This is a genomic window from Streptomyces sp. NBC_00846, assembly GCF_045207325.1.
Lineage (GTDB): Bacteria > Actinomycetota > Actinomycetes > Streptomycetales > Streptomycetaceae > Streptomyces.
Map to the genome: position 1 here is coordinate 3,005,132 of NZ_CP108846.1, position 21,889 is coordinate 3,027,020.

Sequence of the window (21,889 nt, forward strand, 5' to 3'; positions counted from 1 at the left end):
CCGACACGCCGCGCATTTCGATCAATTACGCTGCGTACGCACCGCCCGCGCGTCCCGGTCCGCCGCGCCTCCCGCGCCCACGAGCCCCTTGCTCACGCCCTCCAGCCGCGGCCCGAACCGTCGCATCTCCCGCTGCCCGACGACGCCGATCAGCGCGGGGAGGTAGCCCCGTACGGACTGCATCCCGCGCAGCCACCACTGCGCGTACACGTGCGCGGAGCGCCGTTCGATACCGGCCACGATCCGGTCGACCGCCGGTCCCAGCGGGTACGTACGGTTCGACGGCCAGGGCAGCCGCTGCCGCAGTTCCCGCATGACGTCGTCCTGGTCGGCGCCCCGCACCATGTCCGTGTCGGTCCAGGACAGATAGCCGACCCCGACCTTCACGCCGCGGTAGCCGACCTCGGCCCGCAGGCTGTGCGCGAACGCCTCGACCCCCGACTTGGACGCGCAGTACGCGGTCATCATCGGCGCGGGCGTTATGGCGGCGAGCGAGGCGATCTGGAGGAAGTAGCCGCGGCTTTCCATGAGGACCGGCAGGAACGCCCGGCCCGTCACCGCGCCGCCGATCAGGTTGACCTCGATGACCCGCCGCCACGCCTCCGGGTCCGAGTCGACGAACGGACCGCCCGACGCGACCCCGGCGTTGGCGACGACGACGTCGACCTTCCCGAACCGCTCCTTGACCTCCTCGGCGACGCGGGCCATCGCCTCATGGTCGGTGACGTCCGCGAACCAGTGGTCGCTCTCCGAATGCAGCCGCTCGGAGACCTTCTTCAGCTCGTCCGGCTCCAGGCCGACCAGCGCGAGCTTCGCGCCGCGCGCCGAGAGCTTGCGGGCCAGCAGTTCACCCACGCCACGCGCCGCGCCCGTGACGACGACGACCTGTCCTTCGAGACTCCGCCGATCGCTCATGCGACATCCTCCTTCTCGGCCGTACCGTCCACACCATCCGCAACGCCCGAACTGCCCGCACCGGTCGTGCCGGCCGTGCCGCCCGCGCCGCCCGCGCCGCCCGCCGGGACGTACGCGGTGACGAGCTCCCGGATCTTCGCGGTGACCGCCTCGGGCGCCTCCACCGGTGTCATGTGCCCCATGCCCGCCAGTTCGGTGAGGCCCAGGCAGTCGGGGAGCGCCGCCGCGATCGCGCGGGCGTGCACGGGCGGCGTCAACCGGTCCTGCGCACCCGCGATCACCGCCGTGGGCACCCGCAACTCCCGTACCCCGGCGTCGAGATCGAGGTCCGCGAGGACGTGCCCCCAGGCGACCCTGGCCACCCGCGGACACGCGTGCACGATCCGGGCGCAGGTCTCGACCCGTTCCGGGGCCGAGCCCGCTCCCATCGTGCCGTACTTGAGTATCCGCCTGGAAACCGGCGTGACCGGTCCCAGCGGGGCGCGTGCCCCGAGAATCGCGCGGGTCGTCCGGGTCCGGACGGCCCCGGCCCGCAACGGCACCACCAGCGACTCGTCGATCAGCCGCGAACTGCCGGTGCTGCACAGCAGTATGGCCGCCGCGTGCGCTCGCAGTCCGGCGCGCCGCGCGGCGGCCATCATCGTCATGCCGCCCATGGAGTGCCCGGCGAGCACGGCCTTCTCGCCCGGTGCGAGGGTGGCGGCCAGTACCGCTTCGAGGTCGTCGGCGAGGGCGTCGGTGCTGTAGCCCTCGCGGCCGACGGCGGGTGAACGGCCGTGGCCCCGCTGGTCGTAGGCGACGACCCGGTGGTCCGCCGCCAGATCCCGGATCTGTGCGGCCCAGAAGTGGGTGTTGCAGGTCCAGCCGTGCGCGAGGACCACCGCGGGGGCACCGTCCGGTCCGTGCACCTCGACGTAGATCCGGGCGCCGTCGGCGGAGAGCGCGGTCAGCTCACGTGCGGGGACCGGCGGGGCGTCGTCCCGTCGTAGCAGCCGGCTCATCCCACGGCCTCCTCGGAGACGGCCCGTTCGGCGGCGACCCGCTTCGGTATCCGCACGATCGCGTACTCCGCAAGGTCGACCGACCGCGTCGCCCTACGGAATTCGGCGGTGGTACCCGGCCACACCGTGGTGTTGCGGCCGTTGGCGTCCAGGTACCAGCTGGTGCAGCCGCCGGTGTTCCACACGGTGCGCTTCATCCGGTCCTGGACGCGACGGTTCCACGCGCCGACCGCCGAGGGTCGCGCGTCGAGTGCGACCCGGCCGCCCAGCACGTTCAACTGGCGCAGGTAGTCGGCCATGTAGTTCAGCTGGGACTCGATCATCAGGATCATCGAGGAGTTCCCGAGCCCCGTGTTCGGGCCGATGATCGTCATCCAGTTGGGGAAGCCGGCCGCGCTCGCACCGCGCAGCGCCTGCATACCGCCCTTCCAGGATTCGGCGAGCGTGCTGCCTTCCGCGCCCACCACCCGGTCGGCGATCGGCATGTCGGTCACGTGGAAGCCGGTGCCGAAGATGATCGCGTCGACCTCGGTCTCCGTACCGTCACAGGCGACGACCGTGGAGCCGCGCACCTCGGCCAGCCCGGAGGCGACCACGTCCACGTTGGGCTGGGCGAGCGCCGGGTAATAGGCGCTGGAGAGCAGGATGCGTTTGCAGCCGATGCGGTACGAGGGGGTCAGCTTGGCCCGCAGCGCCGGGTCCTTGATGGACCGGGCCATGTTGGACTTGGCTATCTTCTCGACCAGGCTCAGTTCGTTCGGGTGTTTGGTGAAGGCGCTGACCTGCAACTCCCGTATGCCCCAGAGCAGTCCGCGGCGTGCGGCGCCGGTGACGGGGAGCGTGCGGTGCAGCCAGCGCTCGGCGCCGCTGATCCTGCGGTCCATGCGGGGCATGACCCAGGGCGGGGTGCGCTGGAAGAGCGTCAGCCTGGCGGCCTTCGGCTGGATCGAGGGCACGATCTGGATGGCGGAGGCGCCGGTGCCGATCATCGCGACGCGCTTGCCGGTCAGGTCGTAGTCGTGGTCCCAGCGGGCCGAGTGGAAGACCTTGCCGGGGAAGCCGTCGAGCCCGGGAATGTCCGGCGTCTTCGGGTCGGAGAGCGGTCCGGTCGCGGAGACGACGACATCGGCCGTGAGCGTGGCCCCGTTGCCGGTCCCGATGACCCAGTGGAGCTCGTCGCGGTCCCAACTCATCTTCATGACTTCATGGTTGAGTCTGATGTGCGGGCGCAGCCCGAAGGTGTCCGCGACATGTCCCAGATAGGCGCGGATGTGTTCCTGCCCGGAGAAGGTGCGCGGCCACTCGGGGTTGGGCGCGAACGAGAACGAGTAGAGGTGGGACGGTACGTCGCAGGCGCAGCCCGGGTAGCTGTTGTCGCGCCAGGTGCCGCCGACGGAGCCGGCCCGTTCCAGGACGACGAAGTCCGTGATGCCTTCGCGGCGCAGCCGGACCGCGGCCCCGAGGCCCCCGAATCCGGATCCGATCACCGCCACTCGTACGTGCTCGTGCTGGGCCATGCTGCCGCCTCCCGCGGTACGTCACACGACTCCGCCAGCAATCACTGGCATTGTTGGGAGGGTAGAGCAGCTCTCTACCGATGGGTAGGGGTCCGGCAAGGGAAAGTTACCGGCGGTACAACATAGGGTGCGGGTGTGGCTGAGGGACGCGAGCACCGCGAATACCGGATGGAGGAGCTGGCCAAGGAGGCCGGCATCCCCGTACGGACCGTGCGCTTCTACCGGGAGCGCGGCCTGATCTCGCCGCCCCGCCGCGAGGGGCGCATCGCCTGGTACGACGATCACCACCTGGCCCGGCTGCGCACCATCGCGGGCCTGCTGGAGCGGGGCCACACCCTGACCGGCATCGCCGATCTCGCCCGCACTTTCGAGAGCGGGCGCGATGTCGCCGAGGTGCTGGGCCTGGGCGAGCCCAGCGAGGAGACGCCGGTCCGCGTCACCCCCGAACAGCTCGCGGACTACTTCGAGGGCGAGGTCACCCCGGAGAACCTGGCCGCCGCCCTCGACCTGGGCTATCTGGCCACCGACGGCGACGAGATCGTCCACATCAGCCGCCGTCTGCTGGAGGTCTCGGCGGAGCTGGTACGGGAAGGGGTGCCGCTCGCCACGGTGTTCGCGGCCGGCCGCCGGGTCCGCGAACACGCGGACGCACTCGCCGAACTCTTCGTCAGCGTCCTCGAAGCCCACAGCGACGAGGATGCCCGCGGCAACGCGCCTGAACCGCCCCAACTACGCCCGCTGGCACGCGCGGTGGTGGACGCCGAGCTCTCCATGGCCCTGGACCGCCGCCTGCGCCGAGAGGACACCGACCGACCGCCGCGCAAGCCGGCTTCCTGACGCGGAGGGCCCGGAACGGCGTGCGCCCGACGGCCAACAGGCCGACGACCGAAACGGCGTTGACCGGCAGACCGAAGGTCTACAGGCCGAAGACCGGCGGACCGAAGACCGGCAGGCCAAAGACCTACAGGTCGAAGACCACCGTCACCGGCGCGTGGTCGCTCCAACGCTCGCCGTGCGTCGCAGCCCGCTCGACCCAGCCCTTCACCGCACGGGCGGCCAGCCCCGGCGTCGCGACCTGGTAGTCGATCCGCCAGCCCATTGAAATATAGATACAGTTTGCTCCCGGAGGGGGATTCGCATGACCCATACGAACAACGACCGCCCCGGACTGCGGGCACTCGTCGCGGTACGACTGAGCGTCAGGACCGAGGAATCGACATCGCCGAAGCGCCAGCGGGAAGCCGGCGAGGCGGAGGCCAGGCGCCTCGGAGCTGAGGTCGTCGGCTACGCGGAGGACCTGGATGTCTCCGCCACCAGGACGACTCCGTTCGAACGGCCGGAACTGGGCGACTGGCTGGCCAGACCCGACGACTTCGACGTGATCGTCTGGTGGCGGCTCGACCGTGCCGTCCGCTCCATGGGCGACATGGCCGAGCTGACGCGCTGGGCGAAGCGCCACGGCAAGCGCCTGGTCTTCGCGGAGGGCCCGGGAGGCAGCTCACTGGAACTGGACATGACCTCGATCATGTCCGAATTGATCACCATGCTGCTGGCCTTCGCCGCGCAGATGGAGAGCCAGGCCATCAAGGAGCGCGTCACGAGCGCCAATGCGGCGCTGCGGGCGATGGGGCGGTACTCCGGAGGGCTCCCGCCGTACGGATACGCACCCGTTCAGCGTCCAGCCGGCGAAGGATGGACGCTGGCCCAGGACCCGAAGCGCGTGGAAGCCATCGAAACGATGATCCGGATGCTACTGGACGGCAACGCTCCGAACGCCATCGCATTCCATCTGAACAGCGAAGACATCTTGACGCCTCGCGATTGGAATGACGTTCGGCAAGGGCGAAACCCGAAGGGGCGCAAGTGGGTCGGCCAGACCGTCAAACGCGTACTGCTGTCCCCGTCGCTCCTCGGTCACCAAACGTACGCGGGCTCCGTCGTCCGGGACGGCAACGGCCTGCCGGTGAGCATCACCTCCGACCCGATCCTGACGCGAGACCGGTTCGAGCAGATCAAGGCCGCGCTTGGTGAACGCCCCAAGGGGGCCGCAGGGAATCGCAAGGACACCGGCGCACTCCTGCTCGGCGTCCTGCACTGCGCCTCCTGCAAGGGCCGCATGTACCGGGTCCCCGCACACGGCTACTCGGTCTACGTCTGCCGGGCCCGCACCAAGGGACTTCACTGCGAGGCTTCCGTAGCCATCAAGACCGACTGGGTGGAGGAGTACGCGGAACGGGAGTTCCTGAAGGAGTGGGGAGGCTTCCCCGTACTGGAACGGGTGACGTACCCCGGCTACGACCCCCGCCCCGAACTGGAGGAGATCACCACCGAACTCCGCGAGCTGTACGCCGTTCGCGAATCGCGGCGATCACGTGTCGGCCTCGCCATCTGGCAGGAGCAGGTGGACGCACTGGAGGGCCGCGCCGAGGTCCTGGAAGCAACTCCAGTACAGAAAGAACGCACGGAGCTGGTTCCCACAGGGAAGACCTACGCCGATTACTGGAGGATCGGCGACGCCCGCGAACGGCGGTTCATGCTGCTCGACACCGGAACCCGCCTGGAGTGCGCGAAGGGTCAGCGAGGGGGACGCCCTGCGGACATGAAGCGCCGCGCACTGGAACGCCTGTCGATCGACTTGCAGGGCACGAGGGTCCAGCGGCAGGGGCATACGGCCGCCTGAGCCTGTCTGAGCACCGTTCACGGCCCGCCGCTGGGGAGATTCCCTGGTGTCGGGCCGTTTGCGCGCTACGGGGGCGCCGCTGCCTTGCTGCTCTCTCAGAGGCAGAACGATGACGGAATGACGGTTCTCCCTACTTTTTTTGATTGCACATAGAAAAATAAGAGAAAAACAGATCGAGGGCCTCATCCGTCATCCCGTCATCGCGGGCGCCTGCTTCGCTGTCGCGCTGCCGGACACGGACCCCAGGGAGGTGCCCCTACCCTGTTCCCGCCAGAGCGGAAGGGAGGGAAATCTCTCGCGTGGCTGATTGGACTGCTTGCGCGGGGAGTTGCTGTGTGTGACGGTCGGCGGGGCGTCCATCAAACGATGGTTATTGAGACGTTCCCGCCGCCCCTTCTCAACCCCCGAAACCGTGTACCGAAACCCGTCTCGCAACCCACCCAGACCCCTTGAGGTTTTGAGACGGATTGTGAGACAGCCTCGTCGTGAACGCGACCACGGGGCACCTCATCGGCTACGCGCGAGTCTCCACCGACGACCAGGAAGCACAGTTGCAGCACGACGCGCTGGCTGATGCGGGGTGCGCCCGGATCTTCACGGACAAGGCGAGCGGGAAGAACACGGACCGCCCCGAACTTGCCGCCGTGCTCGACTACGTCCGCCCCGGAGAGACCCTCTGTGTGTGGAAGCTGGACCGGTTTGCCCGCTCGCTGATCGACCTGGTGAACATGGTGGACGCGCTTGCCGCGCGGGGAGTTGGGTTCCGGGTGCTGACGGGCGCGCTGGCCAGCATCGACCCGAACACCCCGGACGGGCGGCTCATGCTGCAAGTGGTGGGCGCGATGGCGGAGTTCAAACGCAGCTTGATCAAGGACCGGACCCGCGCCGGTTTGGACGCTGCCCGCACTCAGGGGCGTACGGGTGGACGGCCCGCCGTGATGGACGCTGACAAGCTCGCTGCAGCCAAGGCGCGCCGCGCCAAGGGGGAGAGCGTCACGGCCATCGCCAAGGCCCTCGGGGTGTCCCGTGCCACGCTGTACCGAGCGCTGAGCAAAGCCGAGTAGCCCGACCCGATCGGAGAGACCGCCTTCCCCTGGTGGCGGACGGTCTTTCTCGTGTGCGGACCCAAGGGGTAAGCGGGCTCTGTCGCTGATCTTCCGACCTGTCGTGCCGTTAAGATCCGCTCACCTGTACGACACCTTGGGGGGAACACCATGCGTACCGCCACCACAGCCATGTCCGTTGGCCTGCTCTGCGCAGCCCTCGCCGCGTGCGGTAGTAACAGTGAAGCTGTCAGCGAGACCGTGCAGGGGGCTACGTCGGCTCCAACGCCTGCACCGTCGAAGTCGGAGCAGCTGAGCAATGACGATCCGCAAGTCGGCGGCGGCCTCACCTATGCCGCGCCTCCAGACGACCCCATGGCTCTCGGCGAGGCATGGCAGTGGAGCAGCACTACACGCAGTGACGCAAAGGGTACCGGCACGACAGCGGTGCTGGCCTACAAGCAAAACATGCCGCCCAAAGTGGCAGATGAGGACCTTCGATACGACCAGGTGAAGGTTCGTATCTGCAGCACCACCGGAACGCCGATCACCGTCTATCGGAGCTTCTTCGCACTCATCAAGCCCAGCGGCGAAGTGAACACCATGAAGATGGTTGCCCCCGATCCCAGGACTGCTTTTCCGAGTAAGGACACCATCCTCAAGCCCGGGCAGTGCACCGAAGGCACCATCGACTTCCTTGGTGTCCGCAGCGAACAGCCCGTCCTGGCCGTGTAGGAACCCGATGGCGCGCCCAAGCCCGCAGCGTGGGTCATTTCCCAGTGAGCCACCGCCGCCGACGATCAAGTTGCGCGAGTGCCCCGAAGCCACCGACTCAGGGGCCGCAACGTGATGCGGGGCTACTCAGGCGCGGGTTTCGAGGCCCGAGGCACAGCCCGCTCCCACAGTTCCTCGCCGTGCTCTGCGAACCGGTCGAACATGCCCCCACTGCTATGGCGACGCAGATGCAGGAGTGGTGAGTCGTGCCCCACGAGCCGAGCGAGGTGCGGTGTCACCAAGGCATCGTCATCGAAGCGGAACACGGACAGGCTCACGTGATTGATGGCGTCCAGAGGGGCGGACACGCGCGTCTCCAGCCCTTCCAGCGGGCCGAGCCGGTCAAGGTGCTCCAGGGTGATCCTGATGCGCGTGGAGACGGACAACGCCACGTCCTCGATCGTCTCTCGCTGGCGGGTCACCTCTCCGTCCGGGTCCCCCACGAGGAACCGCACGCGGCACCCTGACTCGACTTTGCGCCGGATCGTCTCCGCGAAGTGCGGGATCTGCGTCCAGAAGAAGTAGTTCGTATAGCCGGCGAGGAAGAGCTCCGCTCGGGCCGACTCGACAAGTTCCGTCCAGACCGTGGACGAGCACGCGGAACGGTAGGGGTAGCTGTGGACCAGCTCCCGGTCAGTGCCGGTCTTCACGCGCTCTTGCACAGCCTTCGGCCACAACATCTCTTCGTCGACTCCCAGCGCCCGACAGGCGTCCGCTCGGTTCCTTGCGTGTGGTGTCAGATCAGCATTGCCCAACCATCGTTCCACCTGCTTCGCAGATACCCCCACCCGGTACGCTAACTGGCGCGGGGACAGGCCGACGTCATCCATGGCGGACTGAAGAGCGGCGTTCAAGTCAACCCCCTCGCCGTGGCCTTTTAGGCTTTCTTCGACCCTAGCGTCAGACGTCTCAACTGTCCGCCATGTGGGGGAGATACGTCCGCAGGGGTGGGCCACGCTCCCGCCATGACCGAACCCACGCGATACAGCACCCCGCCGATCGAACTGCCGCTGGACCTGGACTGGGAGCCGGACCCCATCGACGGGTGCGCGGGTTGCGTCGAACTCGCCGCCGTACGGGACCGCGCTCGCATCGTGGGTGACTGGACGTCCGTGAGCGACTGCAACGTATTCATTCGGCGCCACCCCGAGGGGCACTGATGGTCACACGAGCGGACATCGGCCGAAGCGTGCAAGACCGCACGGGACGGGTCGGCATCCTGCATGCCGTGATCCCGGACTACGAAGATCCCGCCGAGTCTCCCGGAGAGCGCCACAAGCGCCCCACGGCGTTCCTGCGGCCCGAGGGTGGGGGCCAAGAGTGGCTGGTCCCGCCCAGCGACGTACAGCGCGCCTAGCGCCCACCAAGCGGCCCCGTCCGGCAACGGCGAGCAAACACAGCCAGGCGGGGCTTTCCGCTGCCGCTTCCTACAGATCGAACACGGCAGTCACGGGCGCGTGATCGCTCCACCGTTCCGCATGGCTCGCGGCCCTCTCCACGTACGCCTTCACCGCACGCTCCGCCAAGCGAGGCGAACTGACGATAAGGTCAATCCGCCAGCCCGTATCGTTGTCGAAGGCCCGCCCGCGGTAGGACCACCACGAGTACGGCCCCTCCTCCTCCGGATGCAGCGCCCGTACGACATCGACGTACTCGGCCTCGTCGAAGACCCGGGTCAGCCACTCCCGCTCCTCGGGGAGGAAGCCGGAGTTCTTCTTGTTGCCCTTCCAGTTCTTCAGGTCGGCCTCCTGGTGGGCGATGTTCCAGTCACCGCACACCACGACCTCACGGCCGTCGGCCGCCGCCCGCTTCCTGAGGCCCTTCAGATACGGGAGGAACGCTGCCATGAACCGTTCCTTCTCGTCCTGCTTCTCCGTGCCGACCTCACCTGAGGGCAAATACAGGCTCGCGGCCGTGACACCGGGCAGGTCGACCTCGATGTAGCGGCCGCTCGCGTCGAACTCCTCGCTCCCGGCGTCCCCGAAGCCGCCGAACCCTATCTGCACACGCTCGGGCGCCCGCCGCGTGTACAGGGAGACGCCGGCCCGCCCCTTGGCGGCGGCCGGTGCGTGCACGGTGTGCCAGCCCTCGGGGTCACGCACCTCCTCGGGCAGTTGCTGCGGCTCGGCCCGTACCTCCTGCAGGCAGATCACATCGGCTTCGGTCCGGGCCAGCCACTCGACGAAGCCCTTCTTGGCGGCGGCACGGAGCCCGTTTACATTGACTGTGGTGACAGTGAGCATTCCGGCACGATACCGACAGACCCAGGTCGCATACATGTACCATCTTTTGCATGAATATCCGCCCTCGGTGCTTCGATCACGCCGATGCCGTCAAACTCAACGACCAGGTACAGCTCGAATACGCGGCGCGGTACGGCGACGAGGGCGATGTCACACCGCTCGACGCGTCGATGTTCGAGCCGCCGAACGGTCTGTATCTCCTCACCTACGATGCGCAGGGCCGCCCGGTCGCCACCGGTGGCTGGCGCTCCCAGGAGCAGAACGACCAGGGCTACTCCGACGGCGACGCCGAGATCAAGCGGATGTTCGTCATACCCGAGGGTCGCGGCAACGGGCTGGCGCGCCGCATCCTGGCCGCCCTGGAGGCCGACGCGCGGGCGGCGGGCCGTAGTCGCATGGTGCTGGAGACCGGGGACAAGCAGCCCGAGGCGATCGCGCTGTACACGTCCAGCGGTTACACCCCATGCGAGAAATTCGGCCACTACCGCACGTACGAGAACAGCATCTGCCTCGCGAAGCCGCTGCACTAGCAGGTCTCACCGCCCCGGGCCTCAGGTCCCGGCCGCGTACCGCCAGAACTCCCGCATGACCGCGGGCGGGGTCGGTCCGGCCCTCTCCAGCTGAGTGAGCAGGACGGTGACCGTGCCGGGGGACGGAGTGAGGTGCGCCGTCGTTCCGGTGCCACCCACCCAGCCGTAGCGTCCCGGTACGTTCCAGGGGTCGATGGCCTCGACATCGACCCTGCCGACTCGGCGTACCGGCCGAGGTCGGTACGGCCAACGGACGTGGGCGCGCAGAGGCAGCCCGTCGGGCGCACCGCCGCCGCAGGCGCCGGGGCCCTGGACCGGACAGGCGGATCCTGCGCGCCGTACGGGAGCGACCAGCTCGCGCAGCTCCGATGTGTCGTCGGCGAACTCGCCGGCGAAAGCAGCCTCAGCGAACCGCCTCGGCATCCGGCTCTTCGACCGGAACGGAACCCGGGCCCGGGTCCTCGGTGTCGGAGTCGAACGGCGGCGCCTCCTCGGTCCACTTCATCGACGTGATCGTCGTGTAGTCCAGCAACTCGCCCTTGCTCACGCCGTCACCGCCCCGGGTGGCCACCTTCTCGGTGCCGAGCGGCATGCCCGTGGACTTGTCGAAGATCAGGCGGAGTTCGGCGGGCTCGTGGGGGCTGGGGAGGGCGACGGCGTAGCCGGTGCGGCCGGTGTGGTCCTTGACGTCGCCGAGCGAGCGCACGCCGGGTTCGGCGGCGAGGAGGCGGTAGGCGGCGGCGCGCAGGGCCGGGGTGGACGGGAGGGTCGTGGCGAGTCGGACGGCTGTGTCGACGACGATCATGTCGAGGATTTTCTCGGGGGCGTTGTAGTCCTTGTCGACCAGGGCGAAAAGGCTCTTGCGGAGGGCCTGTTCATCGGTGGGGAGCGTGGCCAGAAGGCGGAGAGGGAGGTCGCCCATCGCGACGACGTCCGCGCTTCCGCCGGGGGCGTCGTGTTGGATCTCGCCCTTGCCGGCGTAGGTGAAGGTCTCACCCTCCACGTTCCACGACGTGGGGGAACCGTCCGCCTTCCACGCCGCCTCGTCGGCCTTCGTGGCCGGACGTGCACCCAGGTCCAGGAGTTGCGACCACTGCTTGTTCTTGGCGGCGGCCGTCCAGTACCGCTGCTCGGTGCGGACGTCGACGGTGTAGTTCTTGCCGGGGACCTTGTGGAGGGAACCGAAGTGTTCCTCCACGTACCAGTACGTGCCGGAGCCGGCCGGTTGCTGCTCGACGTGGGACGCGGCAGCGAGAAGGACCTGGCTGCCGGAGCCCGACGTCGCGGAGGGCGCAGGTCCTGGCTTCTCCGGCACGGTGTCGGCGATCAGGAGAGCCGCCACCGCCGTCGCCGTGGCCAGGGCGAGACCCGAGACGAGAGGGCGGCCCACCCTCCGCGGCTGGGCGGTGGTGCGAGCCGTGCGCGCCGCGCGCGGACAGGCCGTGAACGTTGCGAGCTCCTCTTCCCGAACCGGCGACGGCGTGGGGCGGTCGGGGTCGAGGTGGGTGGGGCGGGCGGCTGTCAGACGGTGCAGGACGTCGTTCTTCACCGGGCTTCCTTTCCTACGGCGATCCGGACTCGGGTGGACACGCGGCGCACGGTTGCGGCTTCCTCCGTGGGTGGGGAGGCCGACGCGGCCTGGGTGAGACGTTTGCGCGCCCGGTGCAGACGGACCCGCAGGGTGATGGGCGAGCAGCCGACCACCGCGGCCGCCTGTGCCGGGGTCAGGCCCTGCCACCCGGAAAGGATCAGCAGTTCCCGATCGTCCTCCGGCAGCGTGGCCAACGCGTTGAGCAGCGCGCTTCGCTCGGATACCTCCTCGGCGATGTCCGCCTCGGCGGGTTCCGCCCAGGAGCGCAGTTCGGCGGCGAACGACGCGTGCCTGGCCTCCGCCCGGATGTTGTCCCGCAGGATGTTGCGGGCGACCCCGAGCAGCCATGGCAGCGGCGGCTCGGGGACGTCGTCCAGCTTGCGCCAGGCCACGGTGAACGTCTCGTTCACCACCTCGTCGGCGACCTGCCGTCCCGCACGGCTGACCACGTAGGCCCACACGCGTTGCCGACAGCCGTCGTAGATGGCGGTGAAACGATCCGCGTCGTAATCGGGCACTGCCGCACCTCCTGTCTCTCCTGGTGTGCTCTGTCGTCAGGTAATGGGCCGAACGGGGTGATCGTTACAGCGGCATGCCAGGAAACACGCCCGAGAAACGAGGCGTACGTCACATCAGGGGGCTCGGGCGCGGGCGAGGTCGTAATGGGGCCGGTCACCGCTCAGCCGGTCCGGGATGTGCGTCAGCCGGTCAGCCGTCACGCATACCGTTCCGGCGGCCCCACAACGCGGATGGAGAGCACCGCTGGGAACAGCGGCAGCCGGCAAGACCCCCGTACCGGTCGAGCCTGAAGGAGACGTACTCGCCGGCGCGGGCGGCGGCGTGGGGCGTGGACGGCAAGGCCACGCCGGGAGCGGCGTGTGCGTGGGGCGCCACGACGGCGGTACGGGCGGCGGTCGCGCCAAGCAGTGCGGCGGCGACAGCCGCGGTCGCGGCAGCGGTACGGGCAGGATGCACGAGCAGAGTCCTCTCGAAGAGCATGGACACGTCGTGAACTTCGTACCGGTCGGCCGCATCACGCCGTGCCGGAGAACCATTCCCCCTCTCACCCGGCCGGACGATAAGTCAGATCAGTACAGCCGCAGCCCCAGCCGGGCATGAGGGGCCGTCAACGGACCGACGGCCCCTCATGAATGATCGAGGCTGATGTTCGGCGTATCAAAACCTTATGTTTTGCCTGCGATCGAAATTCATGACCGCGTCGAGCCCAGGTGCATATGGTCGGAGAATCTCGTTCAGGTGATTTCCCATCGGGATCTCCGGGCATGGATGGCTGGCATCCCTAAGATGCTCGTCCAATGCCGATGCGCTCGCAATGGCGAAGCGGCTTTCCGGTTCGGCATTGCGACTGAAGGGGAAAATTATGATTTCAAGAACGAGGAACGTTGCGCGCACCGCGGCAGCGACGCTTGCCGCGGCCGTCGCGTTCACCCTGGCCGGTCCGGCCGGAACGGCGTCCGCCATCGACCACGTCACCTGTGACCCCGACGCGGGTTTCTTGAAGATCTGGTCGCACAACAGCAGCGGTCGTCAGAGCGTGGACTGCTATGCGAACCGCGGAAAGACCAATTTCGGCGGGTGGTGGGTCGACCAGATCTCGACGGGGAACAACGACGTGAAGTACTACGACGCCAATGGCGATGTAGTGAAAATCACCCGGTGGAATAATGTCAAGTATCGGAACGTGCCGAAGGTCAACGCCATCGAAATCCTGTAAAGACTTCTCCCGGGGACGTTTCGGAGTCCCGGTGGGCGAATGAGTCCACAGGCCGTGGCAGGGCGAGGAGTCCGTGCCGGCCCGTCATGGATGCAACGAAGCTCCGGTCGAACGGGGCGGCCCCCCAAGTTGCCCCGAATCGCCGGAGCTTCGGTGTATCGACGGCCTGCCGCTGTCGGCCCGTCGGCCAGCTGACGGCCCTTTGGCCTCGGCAATTCATGACGGTCCGCCGGATCTTCCGGCGGGCCGTTTCGGCTCTTCGGGCGCCGGACGACCAGCTCCGGGGTGGCCGTGTCCGTGGGACCCGGTCCGGCCGCCGGCGAGGCAGGCAGGACCGGGAGTCCCAAGGGCCGTTGCGGTCACGCGTCACAGGTTCCGGCATCCCGGGCATCCCCGGCATCCTCGATGTCCGCCACGTGCAGGCGCATGCCGCGCGACTCGGCAACCCTCAGTGCGTCACTCAGGCACTCGGCGAGCCTGATCCCGGCGTACCGCACCTCGCTGTACGGGGACATGGTGTCACCCAGCACCGTGCGGGCGTGGTCGAGGATCTCGACCCCCATCTCCAACTGCACGTCCTCCATCTCGTCGGCCAGCCGGGACAGGTGGCTGCTCTGGTCGTCGGTGACGAGGAAGCACGGCTTGCCCTCGGTGGACGACCAGGGGAGCAGGCGGGACGGGGCAGCTGTGGACGGCGTGGCGGGCTGAGCTACGGAGTTCGGCAGGGCGTCCATCAGACCGCCACCCCCTGTGCGCCGACGACATGCTGGTCGAGGTCGAACCCGAAGTCGGCGGCGAGCACCAGGGCGAGCCGCCGCCGTCGCTGCCGTGCGCGCTCGTGGCCACAGGCGACGAGGTACGGGCGCACCAGTGCGCTCGCCCTGCCGTCGAGCGCGTGGTCCAGCCCGTAGAGCGACCGCGCATCGGGGAGGTGTTGGGGGCCGTCCATCCGGTGGACGGGGGCGGCGTGGGGCTCGCGGGGTGGTGTACTGGCGCGGTGGCGGCCGATACAGGGACCGAGGATCGGCCTCAGCAACCATGCGGCGATCCGGCGGATATGGTCGTGCATGTCGACGCTCCTAACTCAGCGTTGGCCATGCCCCGGGGCCCTGCCAGGCCGCCGGGGTCTTCACTGTCTCGACCCACTATGCATTAGGAAGCATAGGGTAGCAACCTAACGCTTTAGGAAGCATGTGGACGTTGCCGTACGTGGTGGGCTGCTACGAGTCGCCTTAGCGTGCAGATATGGCTGACGATCCCGACTGGAAGCCCGACCCGGCGAGCCACGTGTACGTCTATCTCCAAGTCGTGCACCACATCGCCGAGCAGATCCGCACCGGCCGCCTTCCTGCAGGCGCCCGGCTACCGGCCGAACGCGACCTCGGCGAGCAGTACGGCGTAGCCGTCAACACCATCCGCAGGGCCGTCCGTGAACTGCGTGACCAAGGCCTTGTCATCACTGTCCCCATCAAGGGCACCTTTGTGCGCGCGGAAGCACCTCCTGGAGACGTCCCCGAAGGGGACGAGGCCGCCAACTGACAATTCCCCGGCGCTTCAAGAACGCCGGAGAAGAACACCCCCTACTCGGCAGTCTTGGGGCGCCGCCCGCCCCTGCCGCACTCCGGGCTCCGGGCTCCGGGCTCCGGGCTCCGGGCTCCGGGCTCCAAGCACGGTGGTCGGCCTCCGAGAGGTTCCGATCCGCACAGCCACGGTTCAGCATGGTCTGGAACTCCTGGGCGGGGCTGTCGCCCCACTCCTCGTCGTACGCGTCGCACCAGGGGAGGACCCGCCGCATGACCTCCCGCAGCCCGCAAGCAGCGGAACGAAGCGCGGATCGCCCGGCGCCCGTGTACTTCGGCGGAACCTTGACAGGGGCCCGACCGGTTGGCCGAGGTTACGACTGCCGCACGGCCGGCCCTCGCAATGCGTGGAGCGAAAATCGGCCGGATGGCCACTTTGTTCGTTGCTACCGGGAAGCACACCGTGACAGCATTCGACGGTGTTCGATAACGGGGATGACATAAGCGGGGATGACGTAGCAGAGCCTGGCCGGCCTTCGAAGATCGCCGACTTGGCCGATTGGCCTGTTCCCGAGGCGCTGTCGGCACCGCGTGAGGCACCGGAACCAATCCCTGCGACGACGTCGGAACACGATCCGACAGCGGTGGCCCGGTATGAGTTTGCTGTGTTGCTGGGTGAATTCCGGCGTACGGCGGTGCTGGTGCCGCTGGATGAGGCTGGGGATCTGTGGTCGGCGGAGCAGAACGGGGTCCGTTGGATCTGTGCGTTCTCGGACGAGGCGGCCCTTGCCCGGTTTGCGCAGGCCAGGGGTGACGCCGAGCGGGAGTGGACGTATCGGGCCGTGTTGGGTGCGCGGTTGTTGGATGTGATGGTGCCGATGTTGCCGGGGCCGGCGGGGGTGGCGCTGGATGCGGGCAGTGCGGACGGGATGTTGTTCCCGCCGGTGGCGGGCATCGTGCCGGATGCTGCGGCGGTCGGTCTCGGGGGGACGCGATGAGTGGGGACGGTTCTGATCTTCAAGTGCCGCCGGAGGCCTTGACCGCGATCGCGGAGGGGATCGATCTGGCTCATGCCGAGTTGAAGGACCTGGGTGGGATCGGAGAGTCGTTCGCCGGGCGTGGGTTCTCCGACCTGGCGTTGTCGGGTCTGGAGTTGGGGCACGGCGGGCTGACGTCGGAGTTCGAGACGTTCTGCAGCCGCTGGGAGTGGGGTGTGCGGGCGCTGACGCTCCGTGGGAACAACTTCGCGCTGGGGGTGGGCCTCTCGGCCGGCTCGTTCGCCGAGCAGGAGCAGTACATGAAGGACTCGTTCAAGATTGGCGTGAACTCCCTCAACGGCAACCCGCACTTGACCGAGGACGAGGTCAAGCAGATGAGCTGGGAGACGATCCGCGACCAGCACGCGTGGGACAACGCGGACTGGAGCAGTGAGTCGTTCTCCGAGGCCCACGCAGAGGTCAAGCAGACGTGGAAGGACACCACGTACGACGTCATGGACGCGCAGATGGACTCCATGGAGCGCTCCGGCATCATCGACCCGGCAGTGCGGGATCTGCTGGACGAGCAACTGAAGGATGATCTCGATCCGTCCCAGGAGACGGTGACGCAGGCCGAGCAGCCGCGGTGGGGGGAAGGTCGCTGATGGCGGATTTCGGAGTCATAGGCGGCCTCGTCGGCAAGGCCACCGACAAAGTCGTCGACGGGATCGATACCGGCATCGACAAGGGCAAAAAACTTCTCGGCGAGGGGGTCGACTGGGCAACCGACAAAGCCGGTGACGGCCTGCGGCACTACGGATACGACGGCGTCGCCGACGCCGTAGAGGACTGGGGTGATGAGACAGCCTCCTCACTCGGCGCGGAGATCGGTGAACAACAGCTCGGCCAGACCGAGGAGCCCGACGAGCTGATCCACGGCAAGCCCGAGCAGATCGCTGCGACGGTCAAGAACCTGCACGACTTCCGACACGCATTCGATCTGGTCGGCGGCGGGATGAAGAAGCTCGACTCCAGCAACTGGAAGGGCGAAGCGGCCAACGCCTTCCGCGAGAAGTTCGAGACGCTGCCCACGGACTGGCTCCGGGCCGCCGACGCGTTCGAGGACGCGGCCAAGGCACTGGAGACATACTCCAAGACGATCACCAGCGCACAGGGCAAGGCCCGCGAGGCGATCGCCCTGTACAAGGAGGGCGAGAAAGACTCCAAGGCAGCTGTCGAGGCATACAACAAGAAGGCCGATGCCTATGAGGCTGCCCGCAACGGCGACACCCCGCTGCCCCACCCCGGCACGTTCACCGACCCCGGCAAAGCCAAGCGAGCCAGAGCACGAGAGATTCTGACCGATGCGAGGCGCGCCCGCAACGAGGCCGCCGAGTTGGCGAAGAGCTCTGTCACGGCTGCGATGGCCCACGCACCGAAGGAGCCCACCGGCCGCGAGAAGCTGAAGCTCGAAATCGTCGACCAGGGCCTGGGCACGGGCGCCGAGAGCATGCACCTGGCCGGCGGAGTCGTCAAAGGCACAGCAGGCCTGGTCAACTTCGTCCGATCCGTCCACCCTCTCGACGCCTACAACCTGACTCACCCCGCCGAGTACTACAAGGGCGTCAACATGACGCTCGCAGGCCTCGTCTCCACCGCCGCCAACCCCGACCGCGCCCTCAAGAACGCCTGGGACGCCGCAAAGGGCGACCCCGCCGAATTCATCGGCCGCCTCATACCCGAACTGGTCGGCACCAAGGGCGGCGGCCTCATCAAGGGCGGCCTGCGGGCCGGGATGAAGGACCTCCTCGAACGCCCGAAAGGCAAGAACCGGCACGGACACGAGAAGGCCCCCGACTCCAACGCCAAGAAGTGCAGCGAGGTCAGGTGCGCCGGAGACCCCGTCGACGTCGCCACCGGACGCATGCTGCTCCCGCAGACGGACATCACGCTGCCCGGATCGCTGCCCCTGGTCTTCGCGCGCGTCTTCGACTCCTCCTACCGAGCCGGCCGCTGGTTCGGTACCGGCTGGTCGAGCACGGTCGACCAGCGCCTGGAGATCGACGCGGAAGGCGTGGTGTTCAGTTGCGCCGAGGGCAGCCTGCTCGCCTACCCGCATCCCGCGCCCGGCGTTCCCGTCATGCCCACGCATGGTCGGCGCTGGCCCCTGGACCGGGTGGACGACGGCTACACCGTCACCGACCCGGAAACCGGCCTGGTCCGGCACTTCGTCGACCACCCCGAGGGGGAACTGGCGCTCCTGGCCCAGATCGACGACCGCAACGGCCGCTGGATCGCCTTCGAGTACGACGAGACAGGTGCCCCGACGTCGATCGTGCACCACGGCGGCTACCACCTGAAGCTCACCACGAACGACGGCAGGGTCACCGCCCTGCACCTGTCAGGCGCCGCACCGGACGGCACCGACCAGGAGATCCTGCGCTACGGCTACACCGACGGCCACCTCACCGACGTCACCAACTCATCAGGCAAGCCATTGCGCTTCGGCTACGACGAACTGGGCCGCATCACCTCGTGGACGGACACCAACGGCAGCCGGTACGAGTACGTCTACGACGAACACGACCGCTGCGTGTACCAGACCGGCTCCAACGGCCACCTCGAAGCCCACTTCACCTGGGACGACACCGCCCCCGACACCGCCCTGCGCATGACGTCCATGACCGACGGCCTCGGCCACACCACGCGATACGTGATCAACGACCGCTCCCAAGTCATCGCCGAAATCAACGCACTGGGAGCGGTCACCCGCTACGAGCACGACCGCTACCACCGGCTCCTGTCCCGCACCGACCCGCTCGGACGCATCACCCGCTCCACATACGACGAGCACGGCCTCCTCACCTCGGTAGTCCGCCCGGACGGGCGCGAACTGACCGCCGAATACAACGCCCTCGGCCTGCCGGTGCGGGTCAAGGGCGCGGACGGGACGATCACCCGCCAGACGTACGACGAGCGCGGCAACCGTACGTCGGTCACCGAGGCCTCGGGCGCGACGACGACTTACTCGTACGACGAAGCCGGGAACGTCACATCTGCGACGGACGCCCTCGGGCATCGCTCCGAGGCACGGTACGACAGGGCTGGTCTGCCCACCGAGACCACGGACCCGCTGGGCGCGACGACTCGCTGCGAACGGGACGCCTTCGGTCGGCCGGTTACCGTCACCGACGCCCTAGACACAACCAGCCGGTACCAATGGACAGTCGAAGGTCGGCTGGCTCGGCGTACTGAGCCGGACGGCAGCGAGGAATCCTGGACGCATGACGGCGAAGGCAATTGCCTGTCCCATACCAATGCCATGGGTACGGTCAGCCATTTCGAGTACACCGACTTCGACCTCCTTGCAGCACGCACGGGCCCGGACGGGGCTCGCTACGAGTTCATTCACGACACCAATCTGCGGCTGACTGAGGTAAGCAACCCGCATGGCATGAAATGGAGTTACACCTACGATCCCAGCGGTCGCCTCATCGCGGAGACCGACTTCGACGGCCGCACACTCGCATACGGTCACGACGAGGCCGGACGCTTGACCACTCGCACCAATGGGCTTGGCCAGCAAATCCGTTACGAGCGCAACGAAATCGGACAGCTGCTGCGCAAGCATGCGGACGGCGCGGTCACCACCTTCGAATACGACATCTTCGACCAACTAGCCTGCGCCGTCGGCCCTGACGCGACCCTCACCCGCCTTCATGACCGGCACGGGAGGCTCAGGTCCGAGACCGTAAACGGACGTACACTGACTTACGGCTATGACACGTTGGGGCGACGGATCTCCCGAACAACCCCCTCCGGCGTGACAAGCACCTTGGACTACGATGCCGCCGGGCGATGCAGCAGCCTCAGCAGTTCCGGCCGAACCGTGGCGTTCACGCGGAACGCCGCCGGGCAGGAGAGCGCCCGGCACATCGCGCAGTCGATCAGCCTCACCCACGAATTCGATACGGCGGGCCGTCTCACCAGCGAGCAGGTGTGGGTCCAGGGGCAGAGCCTGAAGCACCGCGCTTACGCCTACCGCGCAGACGGCAACCTCATCGGAATCCACGACAGCGTTTCCGGAGCCCGACACTTCGAGCTGGACGCCGTCGGCCGGGTAACCGCGGTCGACGGCACGCACTGGACCGAAACCTACGCTTACGACCAAGCGGGCAACCAGACACAGGCAGCGTGGCCTGCAGGTCACCCCGGTCACGAGGCCACGGGCGAACGTACCTACACAGGCACACGGCTCACCCGCGCCGGCCGCGTCCGCTACGAGCACGACGCCCAGGGCCGCATCGTCCTCCGTCAGAAGACCCGCCTCTCCCGCGCACCGGAAACCTGGCGCTACACCTGGGACTCTGAGGACCGGCTCACTTCGGTCACCACTCCTGACGGGGCGCACTGGCGTTATCTCTACGACCCTCTCGGCCGCCGCATGGCCAAGCAACGCCTGCAAGCCCAAAGCGACGCAGTGGTAGAGGAAGTCTCATTCACCTGGGACGGAACCACTCTGTGCGAACAGATAGCCTCCGCCGAAGCGCTGGCCAACCCGGTTGCCCTCACTTGGGACCACGACGGGCTCCGCCCCCTCACCCAGACGGAACGAATCCTCTCGGCCAACACCCCGCAAGACACCGTCGACGAGCGATTCTTCGCCGTAGTCACCGACCTCATCGGCACCCCGACCGAACTCATCGACGAATCGGGCGCGTTGGCCTGGTACACCCGCAGCACCTTGTGGGGAACCACCAGCTGGTCCGCCACCAGCATCGCCTACACACCACTTCGCTTCCCCGGCCAGTATTTCGATCCGGAAACCGGCCTCCACTACAACTTTCACCGCCACTACGACCCAGAAACCGCCCGATACCTATCTGTCGACCCTCTGGGTATCGCACCGTCACCCAACTCGGATACCTACGTCGCAAATCCCCACATAGGGGCAGATCCTTTAGGGCTTGCCCCCTGCCCCGAAGTCAACCCGAGAAAGTTGGATTACCTGTTCAATAAGGACGTGAAGCCGGATCCTCACAACACGCCGAGGGCAATACAAAATGCCAATCAACTCAAGAGTATAGGGTTCCATGACACTCCGGCCTCTCGCCAATTCGTGACCGACCACTTGAAGGAGGCAACCGGCAATGGATTCTCAGAACATTTCACCAACGAATGGGGGAATTTCGGGAAAACAAAATCCGTCCTATACGGCCCGCATGGAATGCTCGGCGTGGAGAGCACCTGGCAGATCATGCCCGACGGCGGATACAGGCTCTCGACCGTAATATTCCGCAGCTGAGAGACCCACCGACCGTTTACAGTCCGGACAGGTAATCGCATACGGTCCGGACAGGTAA

At 67.5% G+C, this 21,889-nt stretch carries 21 protein-coding genes and 2 pseudogenes; 11 read left to right on the forward strand and 12 right to left on the reverse strand.

Going from position 1 to position 21,889, the window contains the following annotated elements:
• Window positions 1-21: 21 nt before the first annotated feature.
• Genes OG936_RS13815 through OG936_RS13825 form a run of 3 tightly spaced genes read right to left on the reverse strand, consistent with a single transcriptional unit; the run spans window position 22 to window position 3,433 of the window.
• A complete protein-coding gene (locus OG936_RS13815; protein WP_406494921.1) occupies window positions 22-915 on the reverse strand; it encodes an SDR family oxidoreductase in 894 nt (297 codons plus the stop codon).
• Window positions 912-1,916: an alpha/beta fold hydrolase gene (locus OG936_RS13820; RefSeq protein WP_406494923.1), complete on the reverse strand. Its 1,005-nt coding sequence runs from the start codon at window positions 1,914-1,916 to the stop codon at window positions 912-914. The genes OG936_RS13815 and OG936_RS13820 overlap by 4 nt, the downstream gene beginning before the upstream one ends.
• On the reverse strand, window positions 1,913-3,433 hold the full coding sequence (locus OG936_RS13825; protein WP_406494925.1) for a flavin-containing monooxygenase: 1,521 nt from the start codon (window positions 3,431-3,433) through the stop codon (window positions 1,913-1,915). The genes OG936_RS13820 and OG936_RS13825 overlap by 4 nt, the downstream gene beginning before the upstream one ends.
• A 168-nt stretch (window positions 3,434-3,601) precedes the next feature.
• On the opposite strand from OG936_RS13825, the gene OG936_RS13830 reads away from it, so the two are divergent.
• Complete coding sequence (locus OG936_RS13830) at window positions 3,602-4,270, forward strand: MerR family transcriptional regulator (RefSeq protein WP_406500431.1); 669 nt, start codon at window positions 3,602-3,604, stop codon at window positions 4,268-4,270.
• A 124-nt stretch (window positions 4,271-4,394) separates the two neighbouring features.
• Here OG936_RS13830 and OG936_RS13835 read toward each other — a convergent pair.
• Window positions 4,395-4,529 (reverse strand): annotated as a pseudogene (locus OG936_RS13835) (exodeoxyribonuclease III); the annotation flags it as partial.
• A 42-nt stretch (window positions 4,530-4,571) separates the two neighbouring features.
• On the opposite strand from OG936_RS13835, the gene OG936_RS13840 reads away from it, so the two are divergent.
• From OG936_RS13840 to OG936_RS13850, 3 genes are all read left to right on the forward strand, one after another.
• Window positions 4,572-6,113: a recombinase family protein gene (locus OG936_RS13840; protein WP_406494927.1), complete on the forward strand. Its 1,542-nt coding sequence runs from the start codon at window positions 4,572-4,574 to the stop codon at window positions 6,111-6,113.
• Between the two features lie 485 nt (window positions 6,114-6,598).
• Window positions 6,599-7,177 (forward strand): recombinase family protein, encoded by a 579-nt coding sequence (locus tag OG936_RS13845; protein WP_406494929.1) that lies wholly within the window; start codon window positions 6,599-6,601, stop codon window positions 7,175-7,177.
• Between the two features lie 150 nt (window positions 7,178-7,327).
• The gene (locus OG936_RS13850) at window positions 7,328-7,891 is read left to right on the forward strand and encodes a hypothetical protein (protein WP_406494931.1); all 564 of its coding nucleotides are present in this window, start codon (window positions 7,328-7,330) and stop codon (window positions 7,889-7,891) included.
• Window positions 7,892-8,013: 122 nt separating this feature from the next.
• Here OG936_RS13850 and OG936_RS13855 read toward each other — a convergent pair whose 3' ends face one another.
• Window positions 8,014-8,610: an XRE family transcriptional regulator gene (locus tag OG936_RS13855; protein ID WP_406500432.1), complete on the reverse strand. Its 597-nt coding sequence runs from the start codon at window positions 8,608-8,610 to the stop codon at window positions 8,014-8,016.
• A gap of 285 nt (window positions 8,611-8,895) precedes the next feature.
• Between OG936_RS13855 and OG936_RS13860 the strand changes: the two genes are divergently transcribed.
• Entirely contained in the window at window positions 8,896-9,090 is a 195-nt protein-coding gene (locus OG936_RS13860) for a hypothetical protein (RefSeq protein WP_406494933.1), read from the forward strand.
• Window positions 9,091-9,357: 267 nt separating this feature from the next.
• Here the strand turns inward: OG936_RS13860 and OG936_RS13865 are convergent, their stop codons facing one another.
• The gene (locus tag OG936_RS13865) at window positions 9,358-10,173 is read right to left on the reverse strand and encodes an exodeoxyribonuclease III (protein ID WP_406494935.1); all 816 of its coding nucleotides are present in this window, start codon (window positions 10,171-10,173) and stop codon (window positions 9,358-9,360) included.
• Between the two features lie 50 nt (window positions 10,174-10,223).
• Between OG936_RS13865 and OG936_RS13870 the strand changes: the two genes are divergently transcribed.
• Window positions 10,224-10,703, forward strand: a complete 480-nt coding sequence (locus tag OG936_RS13870; RefSeq protein ID WP_406494937.1) for a GNAT family N-acetyltransferase — start codon at window positions 10,224-10,226, stop codon at window positions 10,701-10,703.
• Between the two features lie 21 nt (window positions 10,704-10,724).
• Here the strand turns inward: OG936_RS13870 and OG936_RS13875 are convergent.
• From OG936_RS13875 to OG936_RS13890, 4 genes and pseudogenes are all read right to left on the reverse strand, one after another.
• Window positions 10,725-10,919 (reverse strand): annotated as a pseudogene (locus OG936_RS13875) (serine hydrolase); the annotation flags it as partial.
• A 187-nt stretch (window positions 10,920-11,106) separates the two neighbouring features.
• Window positions 11,107-12,252, reverse strand: coding sequence for a CU044_5270 family protein (locus tag OG936_RS13880; protein WP_406494939.1), 1,146 nt, complete (start codon window positions 12,250-12,252; stop codon window positions 11,107-11,109).
• On the reverse strand, window positions 12,249-12,812 hold the full coding sequence (locus OG936_RS13885) for an RNA polymerase sigma factor (protein WP_406494941.1): 564 nt from the start codon (window positions 12,810-12,812) through the stop codon (window positions 12,249-12,251). The genes OG936_RS13880 and OG936_RS13885 overlap by 4 nt, the downstream gene beginning before the upstream one ends.
• A gap of 190 nt (window positions 12,813-13,002) precedes the next feature.
• Window positions 13,003-13,293, reverse strand: coding sequence for a hypothetical protein (locus OG936_RS13890; RefSeq protein WP_406494943.1), 291 nt, complete (start codon window positions 13,291-13,293; stop codon window positions 13,003-13,005).
• A gap of 382 nt (window positions 13,294-13,675) precedes the next feature.
• Between OG936_RS13890 and OG936_RS13895 the strand changes: the two genes are divergently transcribed.
• Window positions 13,676-14,029, forward strand: a complete 354-nt coding sequence (locus OG936_RS13895) for a beta/gamma crystallin domain-containing protein (RefSeq protein WP_406500433.1) — start codon at window positions 13,676-13,678, stop codon at window positions 14,027-14,029.
• A gap of 359 nt (window positions 14,030-14,388) precedes the next feature.
• On the opposite strand, the gene OG936_RS13900 is transcribed toward OG936_RS13895, so the two are convergent.
• Both OG936_RS13900 and OG936_RS13905 read right to left on the reverse strand, forming a co-directional pair.
• Window positions 14,389-14,763, reverse strand: a complete 375-nt coding sequence (locus tag OG936_RS13900) for a hypothetical protein (protein WP_406494944.1) — start codon at window positions 14,761-14,763, stop codon at window positions 14,389-14,391.
• Window positions 14,763-15,098, reverse strand: coding sequence for a hypothetical protein (locus OG936_RS13905; RefSeq protein WP_406494945.1), 336 nt, complete (start codon window positions 15,096-15,098; stop codon window positions 14,763-14,765). The genes OG936_RS13900 and OG936_RS13905 overlap by 1 nt, the downstream gene beginning before the upstream one ends.
• Window positions 15,099-15,274: 176 nt before the next feature.
• Here OG936_RS13905 and OG936_RS13910 point away from each other — a divergent pair, with 176 nt between their 5' ends.
• From OG936_RS13910 to OG936_RS13925, 4 genes are all read left to right on the forward strand, one after another.
• Window positions 15,275-15,568: a GntR family transcriptional regulator gene (locus OG936_RS13910; RefSeq protein ID WP_406494946.1), complete on the forward strand. Its 294-nt coding sequence runs from the start codon at window positions 15,275-15,277 to the stop codon at window positions 15,566-15,568.
• A gap of 460 nt (window positions 15,569-16,028) precedes the next feature.
• Window positions 16,029-16,547: an SseB family protein gene (locus OG936_RS13915; protein ID WP_406494947.1), complete on the forward strand. Its 519-nt coding sequence runs from the start codon at window positions 16,029-16,031 to the stop codon at window positions 16,545-16,547.
• On the forward strand, window positions 16,544-17,191 hold the full coding sequence (locus OG936_RS13920; protein WP_406494949.1) for a hypothetical protein: 648 nt from the start codon (window positions 16,544-16,546) through the stop codon (window positions 17,189-17,191). The genes OG936_RS13915 and OG936_RS13920 overlap by 4 nt, the downstream gene beginning before the upstream one ends.
• On the forward strand, window positions 17,191-21,831 hold the full coding sequence (locus OG936_RS13925) for a putative T7SS-secreted protein (RefSeq protein ID WP_406494950.1): 4,641 nt from the start codon (window positions 17,191-17,193) through the stop codon (window positions 21,829-21,831). The genes OG936_RS13920 and OG936_RS13925 overlap by 1 nt, the downstream gene beginning before the upstream one ends.
• The last annotated feature ends 58 nt before the right edge of the window (window positions 21,832-21,889 follow it).

Bases quoted from the DNA above. Each gene is read 5' to 3' on its own strand.
- OG936_RS13815 (WP_406494921.1), bottom strand. From the start codon at position 915: ATGAGCGATCGGCGGAGTCTCGAAGGACAGGTCGTCGTCGTCACGGGC.
- OG936_RS13820 (WP_406494923.1), bottom strand. From the start codon at position 1,916: ATGAGCCGGCTGCTACGACGGGACGACGCCCCGCCGGTCCCCGCACGT.
- OG936_RS13825 (WP_406494925.1), bottom strand. From the start codon at position 3,433: ATGGCCCAGCACGAGCACGTACGAGTGGCGGTGATCGGATCCGGATTC.
- OG936_RS13830 (WP_406500431.1), top strand. From the start codon at position 3,602: ATGGAGGAGCTGGCCAAGGAGGCCGGCATCCCCGTACGGACCGTGCGC.
- OG936_RS13840 (WP_406494927.1), top strand. From the start codon at position 4,572: ATGACCCATACGAACAACGACCGCCCCGGACTGCGGGCACTCGTCGCG.
- OG936_RS13850 (WP_406494931.1), top strand. From the start codon at position 7,328: ATGCGTACCGCCACCACAGCCATGTCCGTTGGCCTGCTCTGCGCAGCC.
- OG936_RS13855 (WP_406500432.1), bottom strand. From the start codon at position 8,610: ATGTTGTGGCCGAAGGCTGTGCAAGAGCGCGTGAAGACCGGCACTGAC.
- OG936_RS13860 (WP_406494933.1), top strand. From the start codon at position 8,896: ATGACCGAACCCACGCGATACAGCACCCCGCCGATCGAACTGCCGCTG.
- OG936_RS13865 (WP_406494935.1), bottom strand. From the start codon at position 10,173: ATGCTCACTGTCACCACAGTCAATGTAAACGGGCTCCGTGCCGCCGCC.
- OG936_RS13870 (WP_406494937.1), top strand. From the start codon at position 10,224: ATGAATATCCGCCCTCGGTGCTTCGATCACGCCGATGCCGTCAAACTC.
- OG936_RS13890 (WP_406494943.1), bottom strand. From the start codon at position 13,293: ATGCTCTTCGAGAGGACTCTGCTCGTGCATCCTGCCCGTACCGCTGCC.
- OG936_RS13895 (WP_406500433.1), top strand. From the start codon at position 13,676: ATGATTTCAAGAACGAGGAACGTTGCGCGCACCGCGGCAGCGACGCTT.
- OG936_RS13900 (WP_406494944.1), bottom strand. From the start codon at position 14,763: ATGGACGCCCTGCCGAACTCCGTAGCTCAGCCCGCCACGCCGTCCACA.
- OG936_RS13905 (WP_406494945.1), bottom strand. From the start codon at position 15,098: ATGCACGACCATATCCGCCGGATCGCCGCATGGTTGCTGAGGCCGATC.
- OG936_RS13910 (WP_406494946.1), top strand. From the start codon at position 15,275: ATGGCTGACGATCCCGACTGGAAGCCCGACCCGGCGAGCCACGTGTAC.
- OG936_RS13920 (WP_406494949.1), top strand. From the start codon at position 16,544: ATGAGTGGGGACGGTTCTGATCTTCAAGTGCCGCCGGAGGCCTTGACC.
- OG936_RS13925 (WP_406494950.1), top strand. From the start codon at position 17,191: ATGGCGGATTTCGGAGTCATAGGCGGCCTCGTCGGCAAGGCCACCGAC.